The sequence below is a fragment of the Streptomyces lateritius genome (assembly GCF_014649715.1).
GTDB lineage: Bacteria > Actinomycetota > Actinomycetes > Streptomycetales > Streptomycetaceae > Streptomyces > Streptomyces lateritius.
Map to the genome: position 1 here is coordinate 13,624 of NZ_BMTO01000023.1, position 19,888 is coordinate 33,511.

The 19,888-nt window shown below is 69.2% G+C and carries 20 protein-coding genes, 1 pseudogene and 1 CRISPR repeat array; of the genes and pseudogenes, 20 read left to right on the forward strand and 1 reads right to left on the reverse strand.

What is annotated here, in order from left to right:
* Positions 1-431: 431 nt before the first annotated feature.
* From IE136_RS36915 to IE136_RS32940, 3 genes and pseudogenes are all read left to right on the forward strand, one after another.
* Positions 432-524 (forward strand): annotated as a pseudogene (locus IE136_RS36915) (LexA family protein); the annotation flags it as partial.
* Between the two features lie 265 nt (positions 525-789).
* Complete coding sequence (locus tag IE136_RS32935; RefSeq protein ID WP_189602288.1) at positions 790-1,416, forward strand: DUF6000 family protein; 627 nt, start codon at positions 790-792, stop codon at positions 1,414-1,416.
* 2 nt (positions 1,417-1,418) lie between these two features.
* Positions 1,419-1,820, forward strand: coding sequence for a DUF5958 family protein (locus IE136_RS32940; protein ID WP_189602289.1), 402 nt, complete (start codon positions 1,419-1,421; stop codon positions 1,818-1,820).
* Positions 1,821-1,890: 70 nt separating this feature from the next.
* Here IE136_RS32940 and IE136_RS32945 read toward each other — a convergent pair whose 3' ends face one another.
* A complete protein-coding gene (locus tag IE136_RS32945; protein ID WP_189602290.1) occupies positions 1,891-2,352 on the reverse strand; it encodes a hypothetical protein in 462 nt (153 codons plus the stop codon).
* A gap of 7 nt (positions 2,353-2,359) precedes the next feature.
* Here IE136_RS32945 and IE136_RS32950 point away from each other — a divergent pair, with 7 nt between their 5' ends.
* The 17 genes from IE136_RS32950 to cas2e all read left to right on the forward strand — a co-directional run bounded on the left by IE136_RS32950 (position 2,360) and on the right by cas2e (position 19,514).
* Complete coding sequence (locus tag IE136_RS32950) at positions 2,360-2,710, forward strand: hypothetical protein (RefSeq protein ID WP_189602291.1); 351 nt, start codon at positions 2,360-2,362, stop codon at positions 2,708-2,710.
* A 92-nt stretch (positions 2,711-2,802) separates the two neighbouring features.
* Positions 2,803-3,483, forward strand: coding sequence for a hypothetical protein (locus IE136_RS32955; protein ID WP_189602292.1), 681 nt, complete (start codon positions 2,803-2,805; stop codon positions 3,481-3,483).
* Complete coding sequence (locus IE136_RS32960) at positions 3,480-3,632, forward strand: hypothetical protein (protein WP_189602293.1); 153 nt, start codon at positions 3,480-3,482, stop codon at positions 3,630-3,632. The genes IE136_RS32955 and IE136_RS32960 overlap by 4 nt, the downstream gene beginning before the upstream one ends.
* Positions 3,633-3,649: 17 nt before the next feature.
* Positions 3,650-3,838 (forward strand): hypothetical protein, encoded by a 189-nt coding sequence (locus IE136_RS32965; protein ID WP_189602294.1) that lies wholly within the window; start codon positions 3,650-3,652, stop codon positions 3,836-3,838.
* A 17-nt stretch (positions 3,839-3,855) separates the two neighbouring features.
* Positions 3,856-4,155 (forward strand): hypothetical protein, encoded by a 300-nt coding sequence (locus tag IE136_RS32970; RefSeq protein WP_189602295.1) that lies wholly within the window; start codon positions 3,856-3,858, stop codon positions 4,153-4,155.
* Positions 4,156-4,393: 238 nt separating this feature from the next.
* Positions 4,394-5,719 (forward strand): DUF2637 domain-containing protein, encoded by a 1,326-nt coding sequence (locus IE136_RS32975; protein ID WP_373309197.1) that lies wholly within the window; start codon positions 4,394-4,396, stop codon positions 5,717-5,719.
* 16 nt (positions 5,720-5,735) lie between these two features.
* Entirely contained in the window at positions 5,736-5,999 is a 264-nt protein-coding gene (locus IE136_RS32980; protein WP_189602296.1) for a hypothetical protein, read from the forward strand.
* A 194-nt stretch (positions 6,000-6,193) separates the two neighbouring features.
* Positions 6,194-7,228 (forward strand): hypothetical protein, encoded by a 1,035-nt coding sequence (locus tag IE136_RS32985; protein WP_189602297.1) that lies wholly within the window; start codon positions 6,194-6,196, stop codon positions 7,226-7,228.
* 10 nt (positions 7,229-7,238) lie between these two features.
* Entirely contained in the window at positions 7,239-7,409 is a 171-nt protein-coding gene (locus IE136_RS32990) for a hypothetical protein (RefSeq protein ID WP_189602298.1), read from the forward strand.
* A 420-nt stretch (positions 7,410-7,829) separates the two neighbouring features.
* Positions 7,830-9,940: direct repeats of the CRISPR family, unit length 29 nt; unit sequence GGGACCATCCCCGCGGGTGCGGGGAGCAG.
* Positions 9,941-10,273: 333 nt separating this feature from the next.
* The gene (cas3, locus tag IE136_RS32995; RefSeq protein ID WP_506417214.1) at positions 10,274-13,108 is read left to right on the forward strand and encodes a CRISPR-associated helicase Cas3'; all 2,835 of its coding nucleotides are present in this window, start codon (positions 10,274-10,276) and stop codon (positions 13,106-13,108) included.
* Complete coding sequence (casA, locus tag IE136_RS33000; protein WP_189602300.1) at positions 13,101-14,795, forward strand: type I-E CRISPR-associated protein Cse1/CasA; 1,695 nt, start codon at positions 13,101-13,103, stop codon at positions 14,793-14,795. Before cas3 ends, casA begins: the two co-directional genes overlap by 8 nt.
* Positions 14,792-15,502 carry a type I-E CRISPR-associated protein Cse2/CasB gene (casB, locus tag IE136_RS33005; protein WP_189602301.1) on the forward strand — a complete coding sequence of 237 codons (711 nt, stop codon included), beginning with the start codon at positions 14,792-14,794 and terminating at the stop codon, positions 15,500-15,502. Before casA ends, casB begins: the two co-directional genes overlap by 4 nt.
* Positions 15,499-16,686, forward strand: a complete 1,188-nt coding sequence (gene cas7e / locus IE136_RS33010; protein WP_189602302.1) for a type I-E CRISPR-associated protein Cas7/Cse4/CasC — start codon at positions 15,499-15,501, stop codon at positions 16,684-16,686. Before casB ends, cas7e begins: the two co-directional genes overlap by 4 nt.
* Positions 16,683-17,423, forward strand: a complete 741-nt coding sequence (gene cas5e / locus IE136_RS33015; protein WP_189602303.1) for a type I-E CRISPR-associated protein Cas5/CasD — start codon at positions 16,683-16,685, stop codon at positions 17,421-17,423. The genes cas7e and cas5e overlap by 4 nt, the downstream gene beginning before the upstream one ends.
* A complete protein-coding gene (gene cas6e / locus IE136_RS33020) occupies positions 17,423-18,202 on the forward strand; it encodes a type I-E CRISPR-associated protein Cas6/Cse3/CasE (protein WP_189602304.1) in 780 nt (259 codons plus the stop codon). Before cas5e ends, cas6e begins: the two co-directional genes overlap by 1 nt.
* Positions 18,199-19,161, forward strand: a complete 963-nt coding sequence (gene cas1e / locus IE136_RS33025) for a type I-E CRISPR-associated endonuclease Cas1e (protein ID WP_189602305.1) — start codon at positions 18,199-18,201, stop codon at positions 19,159-19,161. Before cas6e ends, cas1e begins: the two co-directional genes overlap by 4 nt.
* Positions 19,158-19,514 (forward strand): type I-E CRISPR-associated endoribonuclease Cas2e, encoded by a 357-nt coding sequence (gene cas2e, locus IE136_RS33030; protein WP_189602306.1) that lies wholly within the window; start codon positions 19,158-19,160, stop codon positions 19,512-19,514. The genes cas1e and cas2e overlap by 4 nt, the downstream gene beginning before the upstream one ends.
* Positions 19,515-19,888: the final 374 nt, after the last annotated feature.

The following is a 19,888-nucleotide window of genomic DNA, read 5'->3' on the forward strand; positions in this document are numbered from 1 at the left end:
CTCAAGAACGCGGTCCGACCGAGGGTTCCGGGCGCCGGGACCGTACGGGTCAACGTTGCTGCGGCTTGCGGGACTGCGGCTGTTCAGGGCCGCCGCGCCGCAGGTGCCCGGCTTGCTCGATGCTGCCGGTAGCAGGCTTCTTCGGTCGCTTCGCGGTCGTCGACCGGCCTCTTGCGACCGAGGCCGACACCTTTGGTCGCCCCGGCATCGACTTGGCCAGAGCCTCGCCCATCCTCCCCATGGCGGGGATGTCCACCCCGTTCGCCGCCTGGTCCCAGGAGGTAGCGGGGCGCCGCCCCTGCCGCGAGATGCACTGTAGACGGACGCGGCGTCTCCCAACCGCAGCAACGCCTCCGCACTCGGCAGGTCCCCACCGCGCTCGTCCCGGGTGCCGCAGCCCTCATCCGCGCCATCACCGACCACATCCGCCGTGGCTGATGCCCCACAATCCCGCCTACGACCCGATCCCCGGCGACGACGCGACCATCCTGGGGAAGGTCGTTGCCGTCCTGCGCTCCCAGTGACGAACGGCCCCGGCGGGACCTGCCCTGTGCGGGTGCGGTCGGGGCCCGCCGACCGGCCGCGGAACGCATGCGATCACATACTCCGTGTGCATAGCCTGAGGTCAGAACCCCAGGAGGGCTCCTGGAGGTACTGATGCCCGGTCGACCCATCTGGAGCGGAGCCATCAGCTTCGGGCTGGTCACTTCTCTGAACCAGTAATCATGGTCCGTTGGACAGTCGGCAAACCTGTGGCACATGCGTACCGTCTCGGGCCAGGATGCGGCCATGCGTGATATCAGGAGTGATCCCGAGTTGCAGGATCTGGTTCGGCGGTTCGTCACGCCTGATCGGCGATACCTTCGCTTGGGCGGGAGCGTTTTCCGGTTGAGCCCGGTCGAGCGCTCCGCGTTTGTACGGGATGTGGCTCAGGCTGCGTACGAAATCACTCCGGCGGAGCTCGGCCTCCTCTTCGAGGGTGGATGGCGCGAGCGCAAGACTGCCGCCTGGATGGTCGCTGTGGCCCACAGGTCCGAGTTCCGCGAGTTCATAGGCCGGCTCCTACTGGCCAGCGAGGGGCCGTACGCGGGCGCGGCATACTGCGTCGCCCTTGCGAAGTTCGGTACTGCAGCTGATGCCGAACTCCTCAGTGCGTACCTCGATCACTACTTGTCGCGTCCCGACCTCGACTACGACCAGGCAGTCGTCCTTGGGACGCTCCTGTACCTCGATGAGATGCTCGGCTCCGAGTACGCAACACGGTTCCTCGCCCCGGGCGGCCCCTGGGACCGATGGCTCGAAGTCCGGGCCGTGGCGGCCCTCGACCCGCAAAACTGCCAGCAGGCCGTGCAGCAACTTTGCGCTTTCGTCGACGAGACCGCTGAGGTCTTTGCCTCGCTGGATTCCGGTAGCTGATCATGACCGAGCGAGACATCATCCTCAACGAACTCGCCCAAGGCCTGCGCCCAATGTCACAGGGCATCGAGTGGTTCGACACTCACGGCCCGAAAGAGCAGACCGAGATACTCCTGTTCCTGCGCCATCACTGCGTCCAGGCCCGCGCCGTCACCGAAGACGGACCTGAGAGCATCCGCCGTGCCGGGCTGCGCCCGACGCACACGCCTGCGGTTCTGATCACCTGCGGCCCGATCGACCAGCAACTGGGGAAAATTGCCGGCCTCACCCCTGTCGATGAGCGCCGCAAGGCGTTCCGGCTGCTGGTCGCGGTACTCGCGGTCGCGGACAAACGGCGTCGCGAACGCTTCTGCTCCGGCGGATGCGGTCACTGGTGGCACAACCTGCCCATCGCCGGCGGGTGATGAAAAGTCCCCGCGCCGCTGTTCTCCGCCCCTTCACTCCATCTGCAGCAAGACGGGCTAACGGCAGTGCTCATGCGCGCGTGCCGTCGGCGTCGGAGCCGATCACCGCACTCAGGGCCCGCAAGGCGTCATCGTATTGGTGACGGTCGAAATGAAACGGACCGAATGCCGCGTAGTCGCGGGTCTTGCGGTGCGGTTGCTCAAAGGCGTCCCAGCTTACGAGGTCCGCGGTCGCGGTAATGCGGGCCATGAGCGGCCAGCACCCCCACTCGCCGCATTCACAGCCGAGAACGGGTGTCTTCGCCTCCATCGCGTCAGTGGACAGTCCGAGGAAGTGGTCCTGCATCGAGCCGAACCGGAGAAACTCCGGGATCAGACCGCCGTAGGCATCTCCTGCAGGCTGCATCCCAGCCGCGATTTCGAACTCGTCGATCAGCTCGGTGAGTGGTGCCCCGTCGATGTGAGGGACGACCACGAGCGGACCGCCGTCGCCACGGTGCTGGCAGTCGAACCGGATCTCATTGCTGATCATCCCGTGATTGTCTCAACGACGCCTCCGCGACCAGCGCCGCCGCCTCAGCAACGGCTCTTTCGACGCCCACCGCACGGACAAGCGCTCCGTCGGCCGGTTCCAGACCGTCGCCGGCGCGATCGTCGAGGTCCACCTGCACCTCGTGTTCTCCGACCTCATCTGGTTCACCGCGTTCGTCCAGTGCACCAGCCACGGCTTCGCCAACCCCGACCACGCTGTGCCCGCCACCAGCGACTTCCTGCTGCACGACGGCGCCGACGAGACCGCCCCCGCCGCCATGCCCGTCATCGCCATTGCCCGGAAGTGGGCGCAGCAGCACGCCGAGACCTGCCGCGCGCTGCCCTACACCCACCGCTGACCACTCTCTCCGCGGGTCCGGTCTGGGAGCCGACAACGGGCCCGGACCCCCACCCCTCTCTGCGTCACCCACCAGCGACGGAGGAACACCCCGTGATCACGCTCGCCAGCATCGAGACCCTCATCCAGCAGACCGCGAAGTACGCCCACCCCAACTTTCAGACCGCCACCCGCAACAAGTACAACCACGTCGTCTTCACCTTCGCCCCGTTCACCGGAAGCGAGCCCCACCCCCACCAGCCGGTCGACTCCTACCACGACGAGTCCCTCACCCCCGCCGCCCGCGAGTTCCTCCGCGAGCAGTACGAGGACGCCACCAGCCTGTGGAAGGACGTCCGGTACGTGAACGACCTGAAGACCGCCACCACCGGCGCGCCCGCCGCCTGGACCGTCTACACCGACGCCATCCGAGACATGGAACAGCAGTTCGTCGACCTGCAGACCACGCCGAACAGCTCCTGGAACGCGGCCATCTCCAAGCTCATCACCGCCCAGGACCATGCCCTCGCCGCAGCCGTCCAGTGGGACGAATACGGCCGGCGTATCGCCAACGCCCACGAGGCGAACCTCTACAGCGACCTCTCCCGCCACGACGCCCTCAAGCAGGCCGGCATGGACCCCACAGGCTGGATCGTCGGCCACACCAGCGACTACGGCTACAGCGCCTACAACAAGACGCCCGCCGTCCGCCACACCACCCAGGCCATCGAGAAGCAGAACAGCCACCTGAAGAAGGTTGCCGGCCTCACCACCGGCAACGGAGGCACCCGATGACCCTCCCAACCCTCGACCAGTTCCGCGACAGGCACGGCGACATCCTCGGCTGGTGCGGCCCCGAGATCGACGAGTACCTCGACACCTGCCTCGCCCAGCTCCTCAACCCCACCAACACTCCGGCCCCTGCCCTGCCGGCCGCCGCCTGACCCGCAAGGAGCCCCACATGTCCAGCAAGCAGACCGCCGCAGCCGCCGCAGTCGCCGCAGGCCAGAACCTCGTCAACACCGTCGCCCAGCACGGCCTCACCAGCCCCGAAACCCAGCACGCCACCAACGCGGCCGCCGCCGCCCTCGACACCGCCGAAGCCGCCGGCTGCACCCGCGACGACTACGCGAATGCCCGCAACCGGTGACCACAGGAAGGACCGCCATGTCTCTGCTCACCTTCTTCACCCGACGCAACAAGGAACCCGACACGCCGGAACCCGACATGCCCCTGGTCCCCACCGCCCCCGCTCACGAGGCGACCAACAGCCCCAAGGTCCTCATGCGCTTCCTCACGCACGGCGGCGCCGCCGTCGAGGTCTACGAGCCAGCCGAGAGTCCCAAGTACACGCTGCGCTGCCTCGGCTGCGACTACGACTTCAGCAGCACCACGTCGACCTATGTACGCGAGGACGCCAACGCGCACGCCAGCAACTGCCGCGCCATGCCCAAGCCGACCGCCTGACTCTGCGCCGACCTGCCCCCGACCAATCGGAAGGACATCGCTCCTCATGAATCCGACCCCGGCCGGCCCCCCGCCGCCCCAGCCCCCCACCCTGGGGGAGTGGCAGCCCCTGCCCACCGCCGGGGCCGCCCGCCACACTCCCGAGGTCCTCACTCGTACCCAGAAGACCCTCATCGGCGTCGTCGCCTTCGCCGTACTCGTCATTGCCACCCTCGGCTTCATCGGCTCCTACACCGCGGTGACCAAGCTGGCCCGCGCCAAGGGCTTCGGCGACTTCTCCGACGCGTTCCCGATCGCCGTCGACGCCGGCATCATCGCGTTCCTCGCCCTCGACCTCCTCCTCACCTGGCGCCGCATCCCCTACCCCGTCCTGCGGCACACCGCCTGGGGCCTCACTGCCGCCACCATCGCCTTCAACGCCGCTGCCGCGTGGCCCGACAAGCTCAGCACTGGGATGCACGGCGTCATCCCCGTCCTGTTCGTCATCGCAGTCGAAGCCGCCCGGCACGCCGTCGGCCGCATCGCCGACATCACCGCCGACAAGCACATCGAGTCTCCGCCGCTGTCCCGCTGGTTCCTCGACCCGGCCGGCACCTTTGTCATCTGGCGTCGGATGCGGCTGTGGAACATCCGCTCCTACGAGACCGTCATCGACCTCGAACGCGAGACCCGGGTCTACCGCGCCCAGCTCCGCAAGCAGTACGGCCGCCGATGGCGCCGCAAGGCGTCCGCCGACCAGCTCCTCGTCCTCGACCTCGTCGCCGACGGCATGAGCGTTGAGGAAGCCATCGACCTCCCACATCGTGAGGCGCAGCGAAGGGCCGAAGCCGAAGCGAAGCGTGCAGCCGAAGCGAAGGAGAAGGCCGAAGCCGAAGCCGAACTGAAGCACCAGGCCGAACTCCGCAGGGCCGAAGTCGAAGCGAAGCGCCGGGCCGAAGTGGCCGAAGCCGAAGCGGCTGAAGCCGAAGCGCGAGCCCGAAGCGAAGCGGCAGCCGAAGCGCTCCGGCTCGAAGTCGAAGCGAAGCAGCGAGCCGAAGCCGAAGCGGCCCGGATCCTCGTAGCCGAAACCGAAGCGAAGCTCGCCACCATCGCCCGTGAACAGCAGCAGGCTGAAGCCGAAGCCGAACTGAAGCGGGTTCAGCAGGCGGCCGAGCGGCGCCGGGCCGAAGCCGAAGCGCGCAGGCTGGAGGCCCAGGCGCAGGCTGAAGCCGACCGTCGCGCCCGGGAGGAAGCGGCCCAGCGCAAGGCTCAGCGCATCGCCGCCGAAGCAGCCACCCGTAGCGCAGTGACTTCGGGTTCGGCTTCCACTTCGGGTCCGGGATCCGAAACCGCTTCGGCCTCCACTTCAGGTTCAGGTGCGGCACCCCTGCCGATCGGCGGCCAGAGGTCGAAGCGACAGGCCGAAGTCGAAGCGGTCCTCGCCCGCCTCGTCGCAGCCAACGACCCGAAGTCCGTCTCCCTCGAGGACGTCATGCGCGACTTCAACCTGAAGCAGACCACCGCCTACGACCGCCTCTCCACCGCCCAGGACCTCTTCGCGAAGTCCCAGACCCGAAGCGCCTGACCCGAAGGAGACACCAATGGACGCCGTGATCGCTGTACGACCCGAAGTCCCTTCCGAAGTCGAAGCCACCCCCGCTCGCCGCCCGCTTCCCGTCCTGGACATGGACGAGGTCTGCCGCGAACTGGCCGAGTGCCTCGCCTACATCGAGGACCTGCCCCGCCGCCACGCGCCCGACGGGCAGCCCCTCGAACCCCCCGACCCTGCCGACGCCGCCGACGCCGCCTCCGGGAGGCCGCCGACCGCACCGCACCGCCCGATCCCGGTCCCCACATCCTCGTAACAGCCCGTAACGATCCGATCGGCAAGGGCAACGGCAACACCAACGGCAATCCCGAAGAACCGACCCCCAAAACTCAAGAGCGCCACGGCCGACTCATCGACCGCCCCATCCTCGACTGGGTCGCCACCACCGCCGAGGAAGCCGTCCGCCTCCTCAACGCCTCCATCGCCGTCGCCGACGGCCGCGCCCGCCGCATGAAGGGCGGCAAGATCCGCCCCACCCCCCAGACCCCGGCACTCATCGTCATCACCGACGAAAACCCCGAGCTGATGTCCCGCGTCCCCGACGCCATCACCGCCAAGACCCGCGGCATCAAGAAGGGCCGCAAGGCCGCCGTCGACTACATCGACGCCGCCCAGCGCGGCACCGGCCCCAACACCGGCGGCGGCGAAGTCATGTCCCAGTACGACACCGTCATCGGCGGCCGCTTCCCCAAGAAGCAGGAAGGCCAGTTCGTCTTCCCCGACTACTACCAGCGCGTCGACCTGTCCAAGCTCCCCGGCAACGGCGCCTTCCTCTTCCTCGACGAGGAACGTTCCAAGACAGGTCTCGGACCCGAGAAGACCAAGGGCTTCTTCGCCTACGACGACGACGAGTACCCCGACGGCACCCCCGCCGCCGTCATCGAAGACCTCGCCGTCGACCGCTGGGACCTCCGCCCCGACCTCGACACCGACTCCCAGCAGGATGCCGCCCCCTTCGGCTACGCCGACCGCTGGTCCGACACCACCCGCATCACCTGGCTCCTCGACGCCCTCGGCCTCCCCACCCCCTCCACCGGCAGCAGCACGGCCGCGCCCACAGCACCCCGGCCCCCGGCCGGGCCGATGACCTTGCCCTCCCTCGACCACTACCTCAAGCGCGGCCAGCAGTACGCCACCGGCCGCCGCGACCAGACCGCCGAGCCCGACGTCGAGCCCGCTGCCATCGCCGAATTCCTCGACCAGGTCGAAGGCCTTACCCGCCAAGCCGCCGTCAGCCTGTCCAAGCCCGCAAAGAAAGACCGCCGCCACCCCCGGCGCGACGAAGCCTGCCAGTGGGTCCAAGAGGCCGGCGAAGACGGCATCAGCGTCGCCGAAGTCCGCAACCGCCTCACCCAGCTCTACCCCGGCGAGACACCCCCCTCCGACACCGCCATCCAGAACTGGTACGCCGCCCACCCGAACATCACCAAGCCCGGCCGCGCCGTCTACTTCTGGACCGACACCCCCGACACCACCACCGAGTAGAGCAGCCGCCATGCCGCGCACCACCCTGCCGGAGCCGGACCCCGAGACCCTCACGGTCCGGCTCTCCGACGGAACCATCGTCCTCGTCGCCCACCTCGACCCCGACCTCCCCGACGACCACAGCCCGCTCCGCCGAGCCCTCCGCGCCGCCAGCCTCCTCACCGGGAGGAACGTGAACTGATGGAGCCTTCCCACCGATGCCGACCACCACCGCCATACCCGACGACCTGGACCTCGAGGCCGCCGCCCTCTACGACACCGCCGCCTGGCAGCCGATCGTCAGCCATTGGCCACCACCGCCCCCAAGCTCCGCGCATAGGAACCGAAGCGACCGAACTTTCCAAGAACGGTTACGGGCCGGTAGCGGTGTGGCGGCACCTCCTGACCGTTCCGGACGAGTAGCTGATATCCGCCGCGCTCGCCCAGATCCCTCCGCTGCTCCCGACGATCGCCCACTCCGCAGAGAAGGTGATCCTGTTCGAGGAACTTCCCCGCGGGTGCGGGGAACAGCCAAAGATGACCGTCGAGGACGGCCAGAGCACGGGACCACCCCCGCGCGTGTGGGAGCAGAGTGCTCGCCCTCGCGCCACGTCGACCTCCCAGGACCATCCCCGCGGGTACGGGTAGCAGAGGTGCTGACGCAGGTTCGTGAAGTCGTACACGGGACCATCCCCGCGGGTGCGGGGAGCAGTCCTCGAAACGGAGAGGACCGCGCCGTGCGGGGGGACCATCCCCGCGGGTGCGGGGAGCAGACGCGGGGACACGTCACGCGTACGTCCAGCGGGGGACCATCCCCGCGGGTGCGGGGAGCAGGCAATCGAGCTGATGCGCAGCGAGGGTGCTGAGGGACCATCCCCGCGGGTGCGGGGAGCAGGCCTCGCACCCGGCCAGGGGCTTGCCCTCCTCGGGACCATTCCCGCGGGTGCGGGGAGCAGAGGGACTTCTCCCCGTACAGCGCCTGGCGCTCGGGACCATCCCCGCGGGTGCGGGGAGCAGCTTGGCCGACCACGCGGTGATGACGCGGGTGGGGGCCCATCCCCGCGGGTGCGGGGAGCAGAAGATGTCGCGCGCGGTGCTCTGGATCTCCCCGGGACCATCCCCGCGGGTGCGGGGAGCAGGTGCAGCGCCTGAAGAACGCCTCCCCGGAGGAGGGGCCATCCCCGCGGGTGCGGGGAGCAGTGGCTGGTCATGTCGTCTCCCGTTCCGGGCCGGGGACCATCCCCGCGGGTGCGGGGAGCAGCCGGCCAGCGCCTATGGATCCAGCCCCACGACGGGACCATCCCCGCGGGTGCGGGGAGCAGAGCCCCGGGACGGGGAGCCGATCAGCCGCGAGGGGACCATCCCCGCGAGTGCGGGGAGCAGGAGTGCGCGCGGGCCGCGCCCATGTAGACCCAGGGACCATCCCCGCGGGTGCGGGGAGCAGCAGCCGAGCCTGCAGGCCGGGCGGGCGAACACGGGACCATCCCCGCGGGTGCGGGGAGCAGCCCGACCGGATCCTCGCCACCCTGCAAGGCGAGGGACCATCCCCGCGGGTGCGGGGAGCAGCAGGTTCGAACCCTGAGTACGGCTGGAGGGAAGGGACCATCCCCGCGGGTGCGGGGAGCAGTGCCACAGGCCCCGGTCGGTCGACGGGGGCGTGGGACCATCCCCGCGGGTGCGGGGAGCAGTAGTGAGTAGAGGTGGTCATGATGCCCGCCAAGGGACCATCCCCGCGGGTGCGGGGAGCAGACGGACTCGCTCGGATCGGTGCCTTCGATGTCGGGACCATCCCCGCGGGTGCGGGGAGCAGATCACGCTCGTGACGCCGATCCTCGCGGAGCGGTGGGACCATCCCCGCGGGTGCGGGGAGCAGCCCGAGACGGCGAGCGATGTGACGATCCAGGTGGGACCATCCCCGCGGGTGCGGGGAGCAGACACTGGCACGGAAGGTACCCGGCAAGGTGTCGGAGAGGGACCATCCCCGCGGGTGCGGGGAGCAGAGCGTCGTGGTGGGCGTGGTGCTCTTCCGGGTGGGACCATCCCCGCGGGTGCGGGGAGCAGTCGTCCGCCGGCCGCCCGGTCATGGCGCCGCCGGGACCATCCCCGCGGGTGCGGGGAGCAGAACCGGAACCCGTCCAGCCCCTACTACGGGCGGGGACCATCCCCGCGGGTGCGGGGAGCAGTCCGAAGATGTCGGTCGATTCGGCAGGCTCGGGGGACCATCCCCGCGGGTGCGGGGAGCAGACGTACGACGGGATCTACTCGTCGGCTTCCGCGGGACCATCCCCGCGGGTGCGGGGAGCAGCCCATGAGGCTGGAGAAGATGGCCATGCCCTTGGGACCATCCCCGCGGGTGCGGGGAGCAGACCAGGATGTCCGTGAGGATCGGGAAGACCCTGGGACCATCCCCGCGGGTGCGGGGAGCAGGACCCTCATCAGGAGGGTGGCCCCCCGGGGCCTGGGACCATCCCCGCGGGTGCGGGGAGCAGCCGGATCTCCTTCACCAGACCGCCATGAGGCAGGGACCATCCCCGCGGGTGCGGGGAGCAGTGCGAGTACACGCGGATGGTGCCGCCGACGACGGGACCATCCCCGCGGGTGCGGGGAGCAGCCGCGTATCCGTACCGTCCGGCCGCCCTGGTCGGGACCATCCCCGCGGGTGCGGGGAGCAGCATGCCTCGTGATTCGCGCAGCAGCCTGATGCGGGACCATCCCCGCGGGTGCGGGGAGCAGACTGTGTGACCAGCATGTTCAGGGAGGCCGGGACCAGTTTTTGACCAGTTTTATGGAATCCGACAAATCACTCATGCGGGGCAATGTTCTGTGCGCTGTTGGCTGCCAGGGTAAAGGGATCATCTTAGGGCCTGGCTGCCCCTTCCTTGCCTGTATGGCCAGATCTGGAAAGGGATCTTGTCTGATCTCGTCATATAGACATCCTGCGTCAGGATTTGCCTGTATTCATCGGGCATGACGGGTGAGGGGGAGGGCCGTTCCGGCCTTCGGAGCATGCTTGGTGGGCCGGTTCTGACGCTTTGGGCCAAGCACGATAGGGACTCCGAGGGCTGGTTGCCGCTGTGGCAGCACCTGGAGGACAGCGCTGCCGCGGCTGGCCTGTTGTGGGACAGATGGCTGCCGGTGAGCGTTCGCAGACTGATCGGGGCGGCGCTTCCGGGGGGTGAGGCTGACGGCCGGCGGCTGGCGGTGTGGCTGGCGGGTGTGCATGACATCGGGAAGGTGACGCCGGCGTTCGCGTGCCAGGTCGAGCAGCTTGCTGACCGGATGAGGGCGCAGGGCCTGGAGATGCGGTCGCAGGGGGCCATGGGTTCCGACCGTCGGCTGGCGCCGCATGGGCTTGCCGGCCAGGTGCTACTGGGGGAGTGGCTGGAGGAGCGTCATGGCTGGGTGCCCAAGCGGGTTGGGCAGTTCACGGTTGTTGTGGGCGGGCACCATGGGGTGCCGCCCGAGCACGGTCAGATCACTGCTCTGGCCAGCCGCCAGCACCTGTTGCGTACGCCGGGTGCGAGCCGGGCGTTGTGGCGGCAGGTGCAGGGGGAGCTGCTCGATGCCTGTGCGGAGGCGTTTGGCGTCCGAGACCGGCTTGGTCACTGGCGGGCGGTGGAACTGCCGCAACCTGTGCAGGTGCTGTTGACGGCTCTTGTCATCGTCTCCGATTGGATCGCGAGCAACCCTGACCTGTTTCCGTACTATCCGCAGGATGTTCCGCGCAGCAGTACGGAGCGTGCGGAAGTGGCTTGGCGCGGTCTCGATCTGCCTGCGGCCTGGAGCGTTGCGGAGTCGCTCGAGGATGCTCAGGGGCTGTTCTCCTCCAGGTTCGGGCTGCCGCCGGGGGCGAAGGTACGGCCCGTGCAGGAGGCGGCTGTCGAGCTAGCCCGATCCATGGACGAGCCGGGGCTGATGGTCGTCGAGGCGCCGATGGGCGAGGGCAAGACTGAGGCTGCGCTCGCTGTGGCCGAGATCTTCGCTGCCCGGTCGGGCGCGGGCGGTGTGTTCTTCGCGTTGCCGACGATGGCGACCGGCAATGCGATGTTCCCCCGCCTGCTGGAGTGGCTGAAGCGCCTGCCCGCCCAGGAGGGAACGCGGCATTCGGTTTTGCTCGCCCACTCCAAGGCGGCCCTTAACGAGGACTTCGCTGACCTCATGCGGGGTACGCATCGCCTCTCCGCCGTCGACGTGGATGCCTCGCCGACGCGGCCGTGGCGGCCGTCGGACAGCAGCCGTGCCGCTCCCGCAGATCTGGTCGCGCATGCATGGCTGCGCGGCCGCAAGAAGGCGATGCTGGCCTCGTTCGTCACCGGCACCGTCGACCAGTTGCTGTTCGCCGGCCTGAAGAGCAAGCACCTGGCGCTGCGTCACCTCGCTGTCGCCGGGAAAGTCGTCGTCATCGACGAGGCGCACGCGTACGACGCCTACATGAGTGTCTACCTCGACCGTGTCCTGTCCTGGCTCGGCGCGTACCGGGTGCCCGTGGTGGTGTTGTCGGCGACGCTGCCGGCGGGCCGCAGGCGCGAGCTGGTCGAGGCCTACGCCGGAGCTGGTGGCCAGGGCGCGGCCACCGAAGCGGAATTCGACGTCGTCGCCCAGGCCGGCGAGTACCCCTTGCTGACCGCCGTGGCACCCAGGGGCCTGCCCGTCATGCGACGTCCGGCGGCCTCCGGCCGGGGCGCGCCGGTCCGGCTTGAGCGTCTCGATGACGGCGGTGAGGTTCTCGCTGACCGGCTGGCGAAGGAGCTCGACGGCGGGGGCTGCGCCTTGGTCGTGCGCAACACGGTCAAGCGCGTCCTGGAGACGGCGCGTGTGCTGCGGGCGCGGTTCGGCGACGAGAGCGTCACCGTGGCCCATTCGTGCTTCATCGACGTGGACCGTGCGGCAAAGGATGCGGCACTGCTGCGTCGTTTCGGACCGCCGGGCAAGGCGACCGATCGTCCCACCGGACCGCACATTGTGGTCGCCAGTCAGGTCGCCGAGCAGTCCCTCGACGTCGACTTCGACGTGCTCGTAACCGACCTGTGCCCGGTGGACCTGCTGCTCCAGCGCATGGGCCGCCTGCACCGGCATCAGCGGGGGGAGGGGCAAAGCGACCGGCCGCCGCGGCTGCGTGAGGCGCGTTGCCTCGTCACCGGCGTTGACTGGGATGCGGATGTGCCCGCGCCGGTGCGCGGGTCGGTGGCTGTGTACGGCGCGCACGCGCTGCTTCGCTCTGCTGCGGCTCTGCTGTCCCACCTCGACGCCGGGGAGAATCGTCCGGTCCGGCTGCCGGAGGACATCAGTCCGCTGGTGCAGAGCGCGTACGCCGAGGGTCCGGCCGGACCGGATGGATGGGCGGAAGCTTTGAGCAAGGCGGCCGCCCAGCATGAGAAACAGCGCGCGGATCAGGCTGATCGTGCGGTGACGTTCCGGCTCGGCGAGGTGGGCCGGGCGGGCAGGCCCCTGTTCGGATGGGTGGCCGCCGGCGCAGGGGACGCGGACGACACCCGGGCCGGCCGGGCCCAGGTCCGCGACAGCCGCGAAAGCCTGGAGGTGGTCGTCGTGCAGCGGCGCGCCGACGGTGTGCTGACCACTGTGCCGTGGCTCGCTGCGGACCGTCGGGGCAGGCAGCTCGGCGGGCTGGAACTGCCTCAGGACCAAGTCCCGGGACTGCTCGCCGCCCGTGCAGCGGCAAGCAGCGGGCTGCGTCTTCCGATCCAGTTCTCATACGCCGAGGTGATGGACCAGGCCATCACGCAGCTTGAGGAACTGTATGTGCCTGCTTGGCAGGTGAAAGACAGTCACTGGCTTGCCGGCCAGCTGATTCTCGCCCTCGACGAGGACTGTCAGACCCGCCTGGCAGGCTTCTCCCTCCGGTACAGCAAGGCCGACGGACTTGAGGTGACCCGTGCCTGAAAAGACCGATGCGAACGATGCCGCGCTATCGTTCGATCTGACGGAGCAGCCGTGGATCGAGGTGCTCAGACGGGACGGCACGCAGGACGAACTGTCGCTGCGTGAGGTGTTCGCGCAGGCGGACGGGGTGCGGCGGATCGCGGGTGACCTGCCCACTCAGGAGTTCGCCCTCCTGCGGCTGCTGCTCGTGATCGCCCATGACGCCGTAGAGGGTCCGAGGGACATTGAGCACTGGTCGGAGCTGTGGAGCGATCCGCAGTGCTTCGGGCGTGTGGATGAGTACCTCGACACTCATCGGGACTGCTTTGACCTATTCGGCGCCGAGACTCCGTTCTTTCAGGCGGCAGGACTGCGCACGGCGAAAGATGAGGTGTTCTCCCTCAATCGGATCGTGGCCGATGTGCCCAACGGTGAGCCGTACTTCTCGGCGCGGATGCCGACCGTCGACCGGCTCGGCTTCGCGGAGGCCGCTCGGTGGGTCGTGCACGCGCACGCGTACGACACCTCCGGCATCAAGAGCGGTGTCGATGGTGACGCCCGCGCCAAGGGCGGCAAGGTCTACCCGCTCGGGGTGGGCTGGGCCGGCAACCTCGGCGGCGTTTTCGTCGAAGGGGACACCCTGCGCGAGACGCTGCTTCTCAATCTCGTGGCTGCCGACACGGGCGGCCTGCGGTTCGAACCCGCCGACCGCCCCGCCTGGCGGCGCGAGCCGAGCGGCCCCGGCGGCGCGGAACGCACACCGACGGGCGTCCGGGACCTGTACACCTGGCAGAGCCGGCGCATGCGGCTCCACGCCGACTCGGACGGTGTGCATGGTGTCGTCCTCGGCAACGGAGATCCGCTGAACGCACGCAACAAACACGTCGTCGAGCCGATGACCGCCTGGCGCCGCAGCGAGGCGCAGGAGAAGAAGCACGGCGAGGCCTTGGTCTACCTGCCGCGCGAGCACGACCCGGAGCGAGCCGCCTGGCGTGGGCTCGCTTCCCTGATCGCCGACCGGGCGCAGACGGTGAAGGCAGGTTCCGACGTGCCGGCCTTCCTGCGGCCCGGCGTCCTGGAATGGATCGCCCGCCTGGTCACCGAGGGCGAGCTGCCCCGCGGTTTCCTGGTCCGCGCGCGGATCATCGGCGCTCGGTACGGTACCCAGCAGTCCGTGATCGACGAGGTGGTCGACGACCATCTGACGATGGGTGTGATCCTGCTGCACCAGCAGGATCGTGAGTACGCACAGCAGGCGATCGACGCGGTCACCGACGCCGACGAGGCGGTCAAGGTACTCGGTGACCTCGCCACCGACCTGGAGCGCGCGGCCGGCAAGGAGAACGAGAGCCCGCGCGCCGTGGCACGCGATCGTGCCTTCGGCGCTCTCGAGGGCCCTTACCGTGCGTGGCTGGCAGGGCTAGCCACGGCCGAGGACCCGTACGAGGAGCGCACGCGCTGGCAGTGTCAGGTCCACCGGATCGTTTCCCGGCTCGGAGATCAGCTGATCGCCGACGCCGGTGAGGCGGCATGGGTCGGCCGCACCCTGCCGACGAAGCAGGGCAGCGTGTGGCTCAACTCCGCCCTCGCCCACCGATGGTTCCGGGCCCGGCTGGGCAAGTGCCTGGGCCACCCCAACGACGACGACCAGCCGTCCGGTGCACAAGCCCCTGCGACGGCGGATTCCTCTTTGAAGGTGCACGCATGACGACCATCACCACAGCCCCTTCCTCGGTGCGCGAGCAGGTCGCCCGGCTCACTCACCAGCGCATCAGCGAATGGCAGGGCAGATACCTTGCCGACGACGCGAAAGCGGTCGCGGCACTCGCCCGGCTCCGCCGGGGAGCCGGCCGGAACGCCGGCCAGCTGCCCGACCTGTGGGAACTGGTCGACAGCTCACCCCTGCACGAACGGCCGCGCGACGCACGAGCGCTGAGCGAAGGCGAGCTGTCCCGGGCCGAGGAAGCCGTCCACACCGCCCTCACCCTGTGGGCCCTGCACCAGCAGGCGCGCAACACCGGCATGCACCAGCTGCACCGCCGCGAGCTGCCCCGAGGCCTCGGAGCCGCCGTACACCGGCTCATGTCGGCGGGCGAGATCGACGAGCCGCTCCGCAAGCGGCTGGTCCGCGCCGGCACCGCACCCGATCTGACGACCCTGGCCCAGCGCCTGAGGGACATCGTCGTTCTCCTGCGCCGCGAGGAGGTCCGCCTCGACTACGCACTGCTCGCCGGGCAGCTCTACCAGTGGCAGTGGCCCGGTGGAGCGGACACCGTCCGCACCGAGTGGGGACGCTCCTTCCACGCGTGGCGGGGGGACGACGAGCTGTGGCAGCAGCCGACCGCCGCACCGGCAGACGCCGGCGACGACTCCATCGACACCGAGACCGACACGACCACCAAGGACGCCTCGTGAACCGCATCTTCCTCGACGTGCACGCCCTGCAGACCGTCCCGCCCAGCAACCTCAACCGGGACGACACCGGTGCGCCCAAGACTGGCTTGTACGGAGGCGTGCCGCGTGCCCGTGTCTCCAGCCAGGCGTGGAAGCGCGCCACACGGGAGTACTTCGAGGATGAGCACCTGCTGGATCCGAGCGAGCTGGGCGTGCGGACCAAGAAGGTCGTGGAAGTACTCGCCGACAGGATCGCCGGCATCGAGCCCGCTCTGGCCGGAGAAACGGCACAGCGGCTGGCCGCGGAGGTCGTCCAGGCCACCGGTCTGAAGATCGAGGTCCCCAAGCGCAAGGCGGCCGCAGCCAAGGACGGGGAGCCGGACCCGCTGCCCGAGGCCAAGTACCTGATGTTCTTCAGCGCCCGCCAGTTCGACGCACTCGCCCGGCTCGCCGTCGAGGGCGCCGCGGACATCAAGGCGTTCCTGAAGAACAACAAGGTCCGCGCCAAGCAGCTCGCCGACACCCGCCACTCCGTCGACATCTCGCTGTTCGGCCGCATGGTCGCCGACATCGCCGACATCAGTGTCGACGCAGCCGTCCAGGTCGCCCACGCCATCAGCGTCCACCGGGTCGAGAACGAGTCGGACTACTACACGGCCGTCGACGACAAGAACACCGACGCCGAGCCCGGTGCCGGGATGATCGGCACCGTCGACTTCAACTCCGCCACCCTCTACCGGTACGCGGCGCTCGGCGTGCACCAGCTGGCCGAAAACCTCGGCCAGGGCCTGCGCGACGACGAGCCGCTGACCACACCGGTGCGCCGCGCCGTGGAGGCGTTCGTCAACGCCTTCGTCGCCTCCCTGCCCAAGGGAAAGATCAACACCTTCGGACACCACACCTTCCCCGACGCGGTCGTCGTCAAGCTCCGCACCACCCGCCCCATCAGCTTCGTCTCCGCCTTCGAAGACCCGGTGCGCGGCGACCAGGGCGGCCACGTCCGCGAGGCGTGTGAGCGGCTGGCGGAGTACATCCCGGACATCGAGCGTGCCTACGGCGACGAAGATTCCACTCTCACCTGGGTGCTCAGGGTCGGCCCGGCCACGCAGAAACTCGGCGGCATCGGTACCGAGATGGACAAGCTCGGCGAGCTCGTCTCCGCCGTGGGCCAGGCCGTCGCAGAACGCCTGGAGAAGCCCGCATGAGCGTGCTCACCCTCAGGCTCGCCGGCCCCCTGCAGGCGTGGGGGGCCTCAGCTAGATTCGTCCGCCGCACCACCGAGTCCGCTCCGACCAAGAGTGGCGTGATCGGCATGCTCGCCGCGGCGAAAGGCATCGACCGGGGCGACGACGAAGCCCTGAAGCCTCTGGCCGCCCTGCGGTTCGGCGTTCGGATCGACCAGCCGGGCACCCGGCTTCGGGACTTCCAGACCGCTCACCACGGCATCACCGGGAAGTCCATGCCGCTGTCCGAGCGGTTCTACCTCGCCGACGCCGTGTTCGTCGCCGCGGTGGAAGGCGAGGCCGACCTCCTCGCCGGCCTTCACGCGGCCCTGCGCGCTCCGGTGTACCCGCCGTTCCTCGGCCGCCGCTCCTGCCCGCCTGCCCAACCTGTCGACCTCGGCCTCCATGACGGCCTCGACCTCCTGCGGGCACTGCACCAGGAGCCGTGGCAGGCCTCAGCCTGGTACCGCAGGCAACACCGCGAGGAGCCCGTGGTGAAGCTGCCCGTTCTGCACGAGGCTGGCAAGGACGACACCGACACCGAGGTTCTGCGGGATCAGCCGTTGAGCTTCGCCGCCGAGCACCGCCGCCACTCGCTGCGCACCGTCGTGCGCAGGGAGGTGGCCATCCTCAACCCGTCCGCCGCACCGCGCCGGCACACCACACCGGCAGCGCCCCGGCACGACCCGTTCGCCGCGCTGGAAGAGGAGAGCGCCTGATGTTCCTGACCCGCTTCCGCATGAACACCGCCCGTTCCGGCGCCCGGCGTCTGCTCTCCTCACCCCAGGCGCTGCATGCGGCCGTCATGTCGTCATTCCCCGACCTGCTGCCCACCGACGCCCCGGAAGCGGACGGCCCCCGAGTGCTGTGGCGCCTCGACCACCACGCGCGGGCCGAGGCCATGGTCTTCCTCGTCAGCCCGACCCGGCCCGACCTGACACACATTGTGGAACAAGCCGGGTGGCCGGCCGCAGCAACCCCGGACAACCCTGGCTGGCAGACCCGCCCCTACGCCCCGCTCCTCGACCGGCTGGCAAAGGGCGACCACTGGAGCTTTCGCCTGACGGCCAACCCCGTCCACCACATCCGCCGCACCGCCGACGAGCCACGTAAACGCACCGCCCACCTGACCCCCGTACATCAAATGGGGTGGCTGCTGGACCCGAGCCGCCAGGAGCGAGCCGGCTTCCGCATCCTCGAGAAGCCGGACAGCAAACGGCTCCTGCCCGCTGGAACGACGCACCACAAGCACGACCACCACGGAGACCGATACGAACTGACCGTCCGAGACCAGCGCTCCCTGGCGTTCAACAAAGCCCAGGCCGACGGGCGACCCGGCAAGAAGCCAGTCAGCCTGGTCACCGTCACCTTCGATGGCCGTCTCGAAATCACCGACCCCGAGCGCATCCGCCGCACCCTCACTTCCGGTCTCGGGAAAGCCAAGGCGTACGGCTGCGGCTTGATGACACTGGCGCCCCTGCCGGGCGTGACCCGTTGACGACCCCCTCCCAACGCACGGCGCTCACCCCGCGCGACCTCACCCGCACCGGGGAGCGGCTGTCCTTCGTCTATCTGGAGCGCTGCACAGTCCACCGGGACGCCAACGCCCTCACCGCCACCGATGCCGACGGCACGACCCACATCCCGTCAGCAACCATCGGCACCCTGCTCCTCGGCCCCGGCACGCGCATCACCCATCAGGCAATGAGCGTCCTGGGAGAGACCGGCGCCGCAGTCGCGTGGGTGGGCGAGCAGGGCGTGCGCTTCTATGCCGGGGGCAGGGCCTTAACCCGGTCCTCGGCTCTGGCCGAGGCACAGGCGGTCCAATGGGCCAACGCCCGTTCACGTCTCGCCGTCGCACGTGCCATGTACCGGCTCAGGTTCCCCGACGAAGACCCGGCAGGGCTGACCCGCCGTGAACTCCTCGGCCGGGAAGGCAGCCGGGTCAAGGACTGCTACCGGGCCCAGGCGGCTCGCACCGGAGTCCCCTGGCGCGGCCGCAGGTACATTCCCGGCGACTTCGGCTCAGGCGACCCGGTCAACCAAGCCATCACCGCCGCAGCACAGTGCATGTACGGCATCGCACACGCCGTCGTCACGTCCCTGGGCTGCAGTCCCGCGCTCGGCTTCGTCCACTCTGGTCACGAACTCTCGTTCGTTTTGGACATCGCCGACCTGTACAAGACCGAGATCGGCATACCACTCGCCTTCGACATCGCGGCGCAGACCGAAGAGGACGTCGCCTCACACACCCGACGGGCCCTGCGCGACCGCATCCACAAAACATCCCTGCTCGACCGCTGCGTCGATGACATCAAGCGCCTGCTGCTTCTGCCCAACGGCTTGGGCATGCCGGCCGCCGACCAGGACATCGTCACACTGCAAAGCGACGGAGACCTGCAAGTCGCCGCCGGCCGCAACTACGGCGGAGATGAGGATGAGGCGATGACCTGGTGACCGTGATCGTACTGACCAGCTGCCCGCCGGGTCTCAGAGGCTTCTTGACCCGTTGGCTCCTCGAGATCTCCGCAGGCGTCTTCATCGGCAACCCTTCGGCGAGAATCCGCGACGTGCTGTGGGACGAGGTACAGCAGTACGCCGGCCAAGGCAGAGCCCTGCTCGCTCACACGACGAACAACGAGCAGGGATACACCTTCCGCACCTTCGACCACGCCTGGCATCCGGTCGACCACGAGGGGCTGACGCTGATCCACCGCCCAAATCCAGGAGCAGCCAGATCTGCTGACGACACGGGGCGCAAGACAGGCTGGAGCAAGGCGTCGAAGCGGCGTCGCTTCGGAAAACCATGAGGCCAGAAATGTCCCACACACACCTTTTGCCGATATTTATCAAAGTGGCGTTGAATACACGCGCGCCCACCTAAAGCCGCAGGTCGCGAAGACTGCTCCCCGCACCCGCGGGGATGGTCCCGCACCCATCCCCGGCGCCACCCTCACGCTCACCTGCTCCCCGCACCCGCGGGGATGGTCCCCCGCGCAACGGGCGCCCCTACCGCCGCCTCGTCTGCTCCCCGCACCTGCGGGGATGGTCCCATGCCGAGCAGGAGCAGTCCGACGAAGAAGACTTGCTCCCCGCACCCGCGGGGATGGTCCCTGGCTCATGTCCGGGACGAGTGTGACCTGCCCTGCGAGACCTCTCCATGCCTCATCCCGTCACGCGGTTG

Excerpts from the sequence above, each read along its gene's own strand:
- IE136_RS32935 (WP_189602288.1), top strand. The coding sequence starts at position 790 with ATGCGTGATATCAGGAGTGATCCCGAGTTGCAGGATCTGGTTCGGCGG.
- IE136_RS32940 (WP_189602289.1), top strand. The coding sequence starts at position 1,419 with ATGACCGAGCGAGACATCATCCTCAACGAACTCGCCCAAGGCCTGCGC.
- IE136_RS32945 (WP_189602290.1), bottom strand. The coding sequence starts at position 2,352 with ATGATCAGCAATGAGATCCGGTTCGACTGCCAGCACCGTGGCGACGGC.
- IE136_RS32960 (WP_189602293.1), top strand. The coding sequence starts at position 3,480 with ATGACCCTCCCAACCCTCGACCAGTTCCGCGACAGGCACGGCGACATC.
- IE136_RS32965 (WP_189602294.1), top strand. The coding sequence starts at position 3,650 with ATGTCCAGCAAGCAGACCGCCGCAGCCGCCGCAGTCGCCGCAGGCCAG.
- IE136_RS32970 (WP_189602295.1), top strand. The coding sequence starts at position 3,856 with ATGTCTCTGCTCACCTTCTTCACCCGACGCAACAAGGAACCCGACACG.
- IE136_RS32980 (WP_189602296.1), top strand. The coding sequence starts at position 5,736 with ATGGACGCCGTGATCGCTGTACGACCCGAAGTCCCTTCCGAAGTCGAA.
- IE136_RS32985 (WP_189602297.1), top strand. The coding sequence starts at position 6,194 with ATGAAGGGCGGCAAGATCCGCCCCACCCCCCAGACCCCGGCACTCATC.
- IE136_RS32990 (WP_189602298.1), top strand. The coding sequence starts at position 7,239 with ATGCCGCGCACCACCCTGCCGGAGCCGGACCCCGAGACCCTCACGGTC.
- casB (WP_189602301.1), top strand. The coding sequence starts at position 14,792 with ATGACGACCATCACCACAGCCCCTTCCTCGGTGCGCGAGCAGGTCGCC.
- cas5e (WP_189602303.1), top strand. The coding sequence starts at position 16,683 with ATGAGCGTGCTCACCCTCAGGCTCGCCGGCCCCCTGCAGGCGTGGGGG.
- cas6e (WP_189602304.1), top strand. The coding sequence starts at position 17,423 with ATGTTCCTGACCCGCTTCCGCATGAACACCGCCCGTTCCGGCGCCCGG.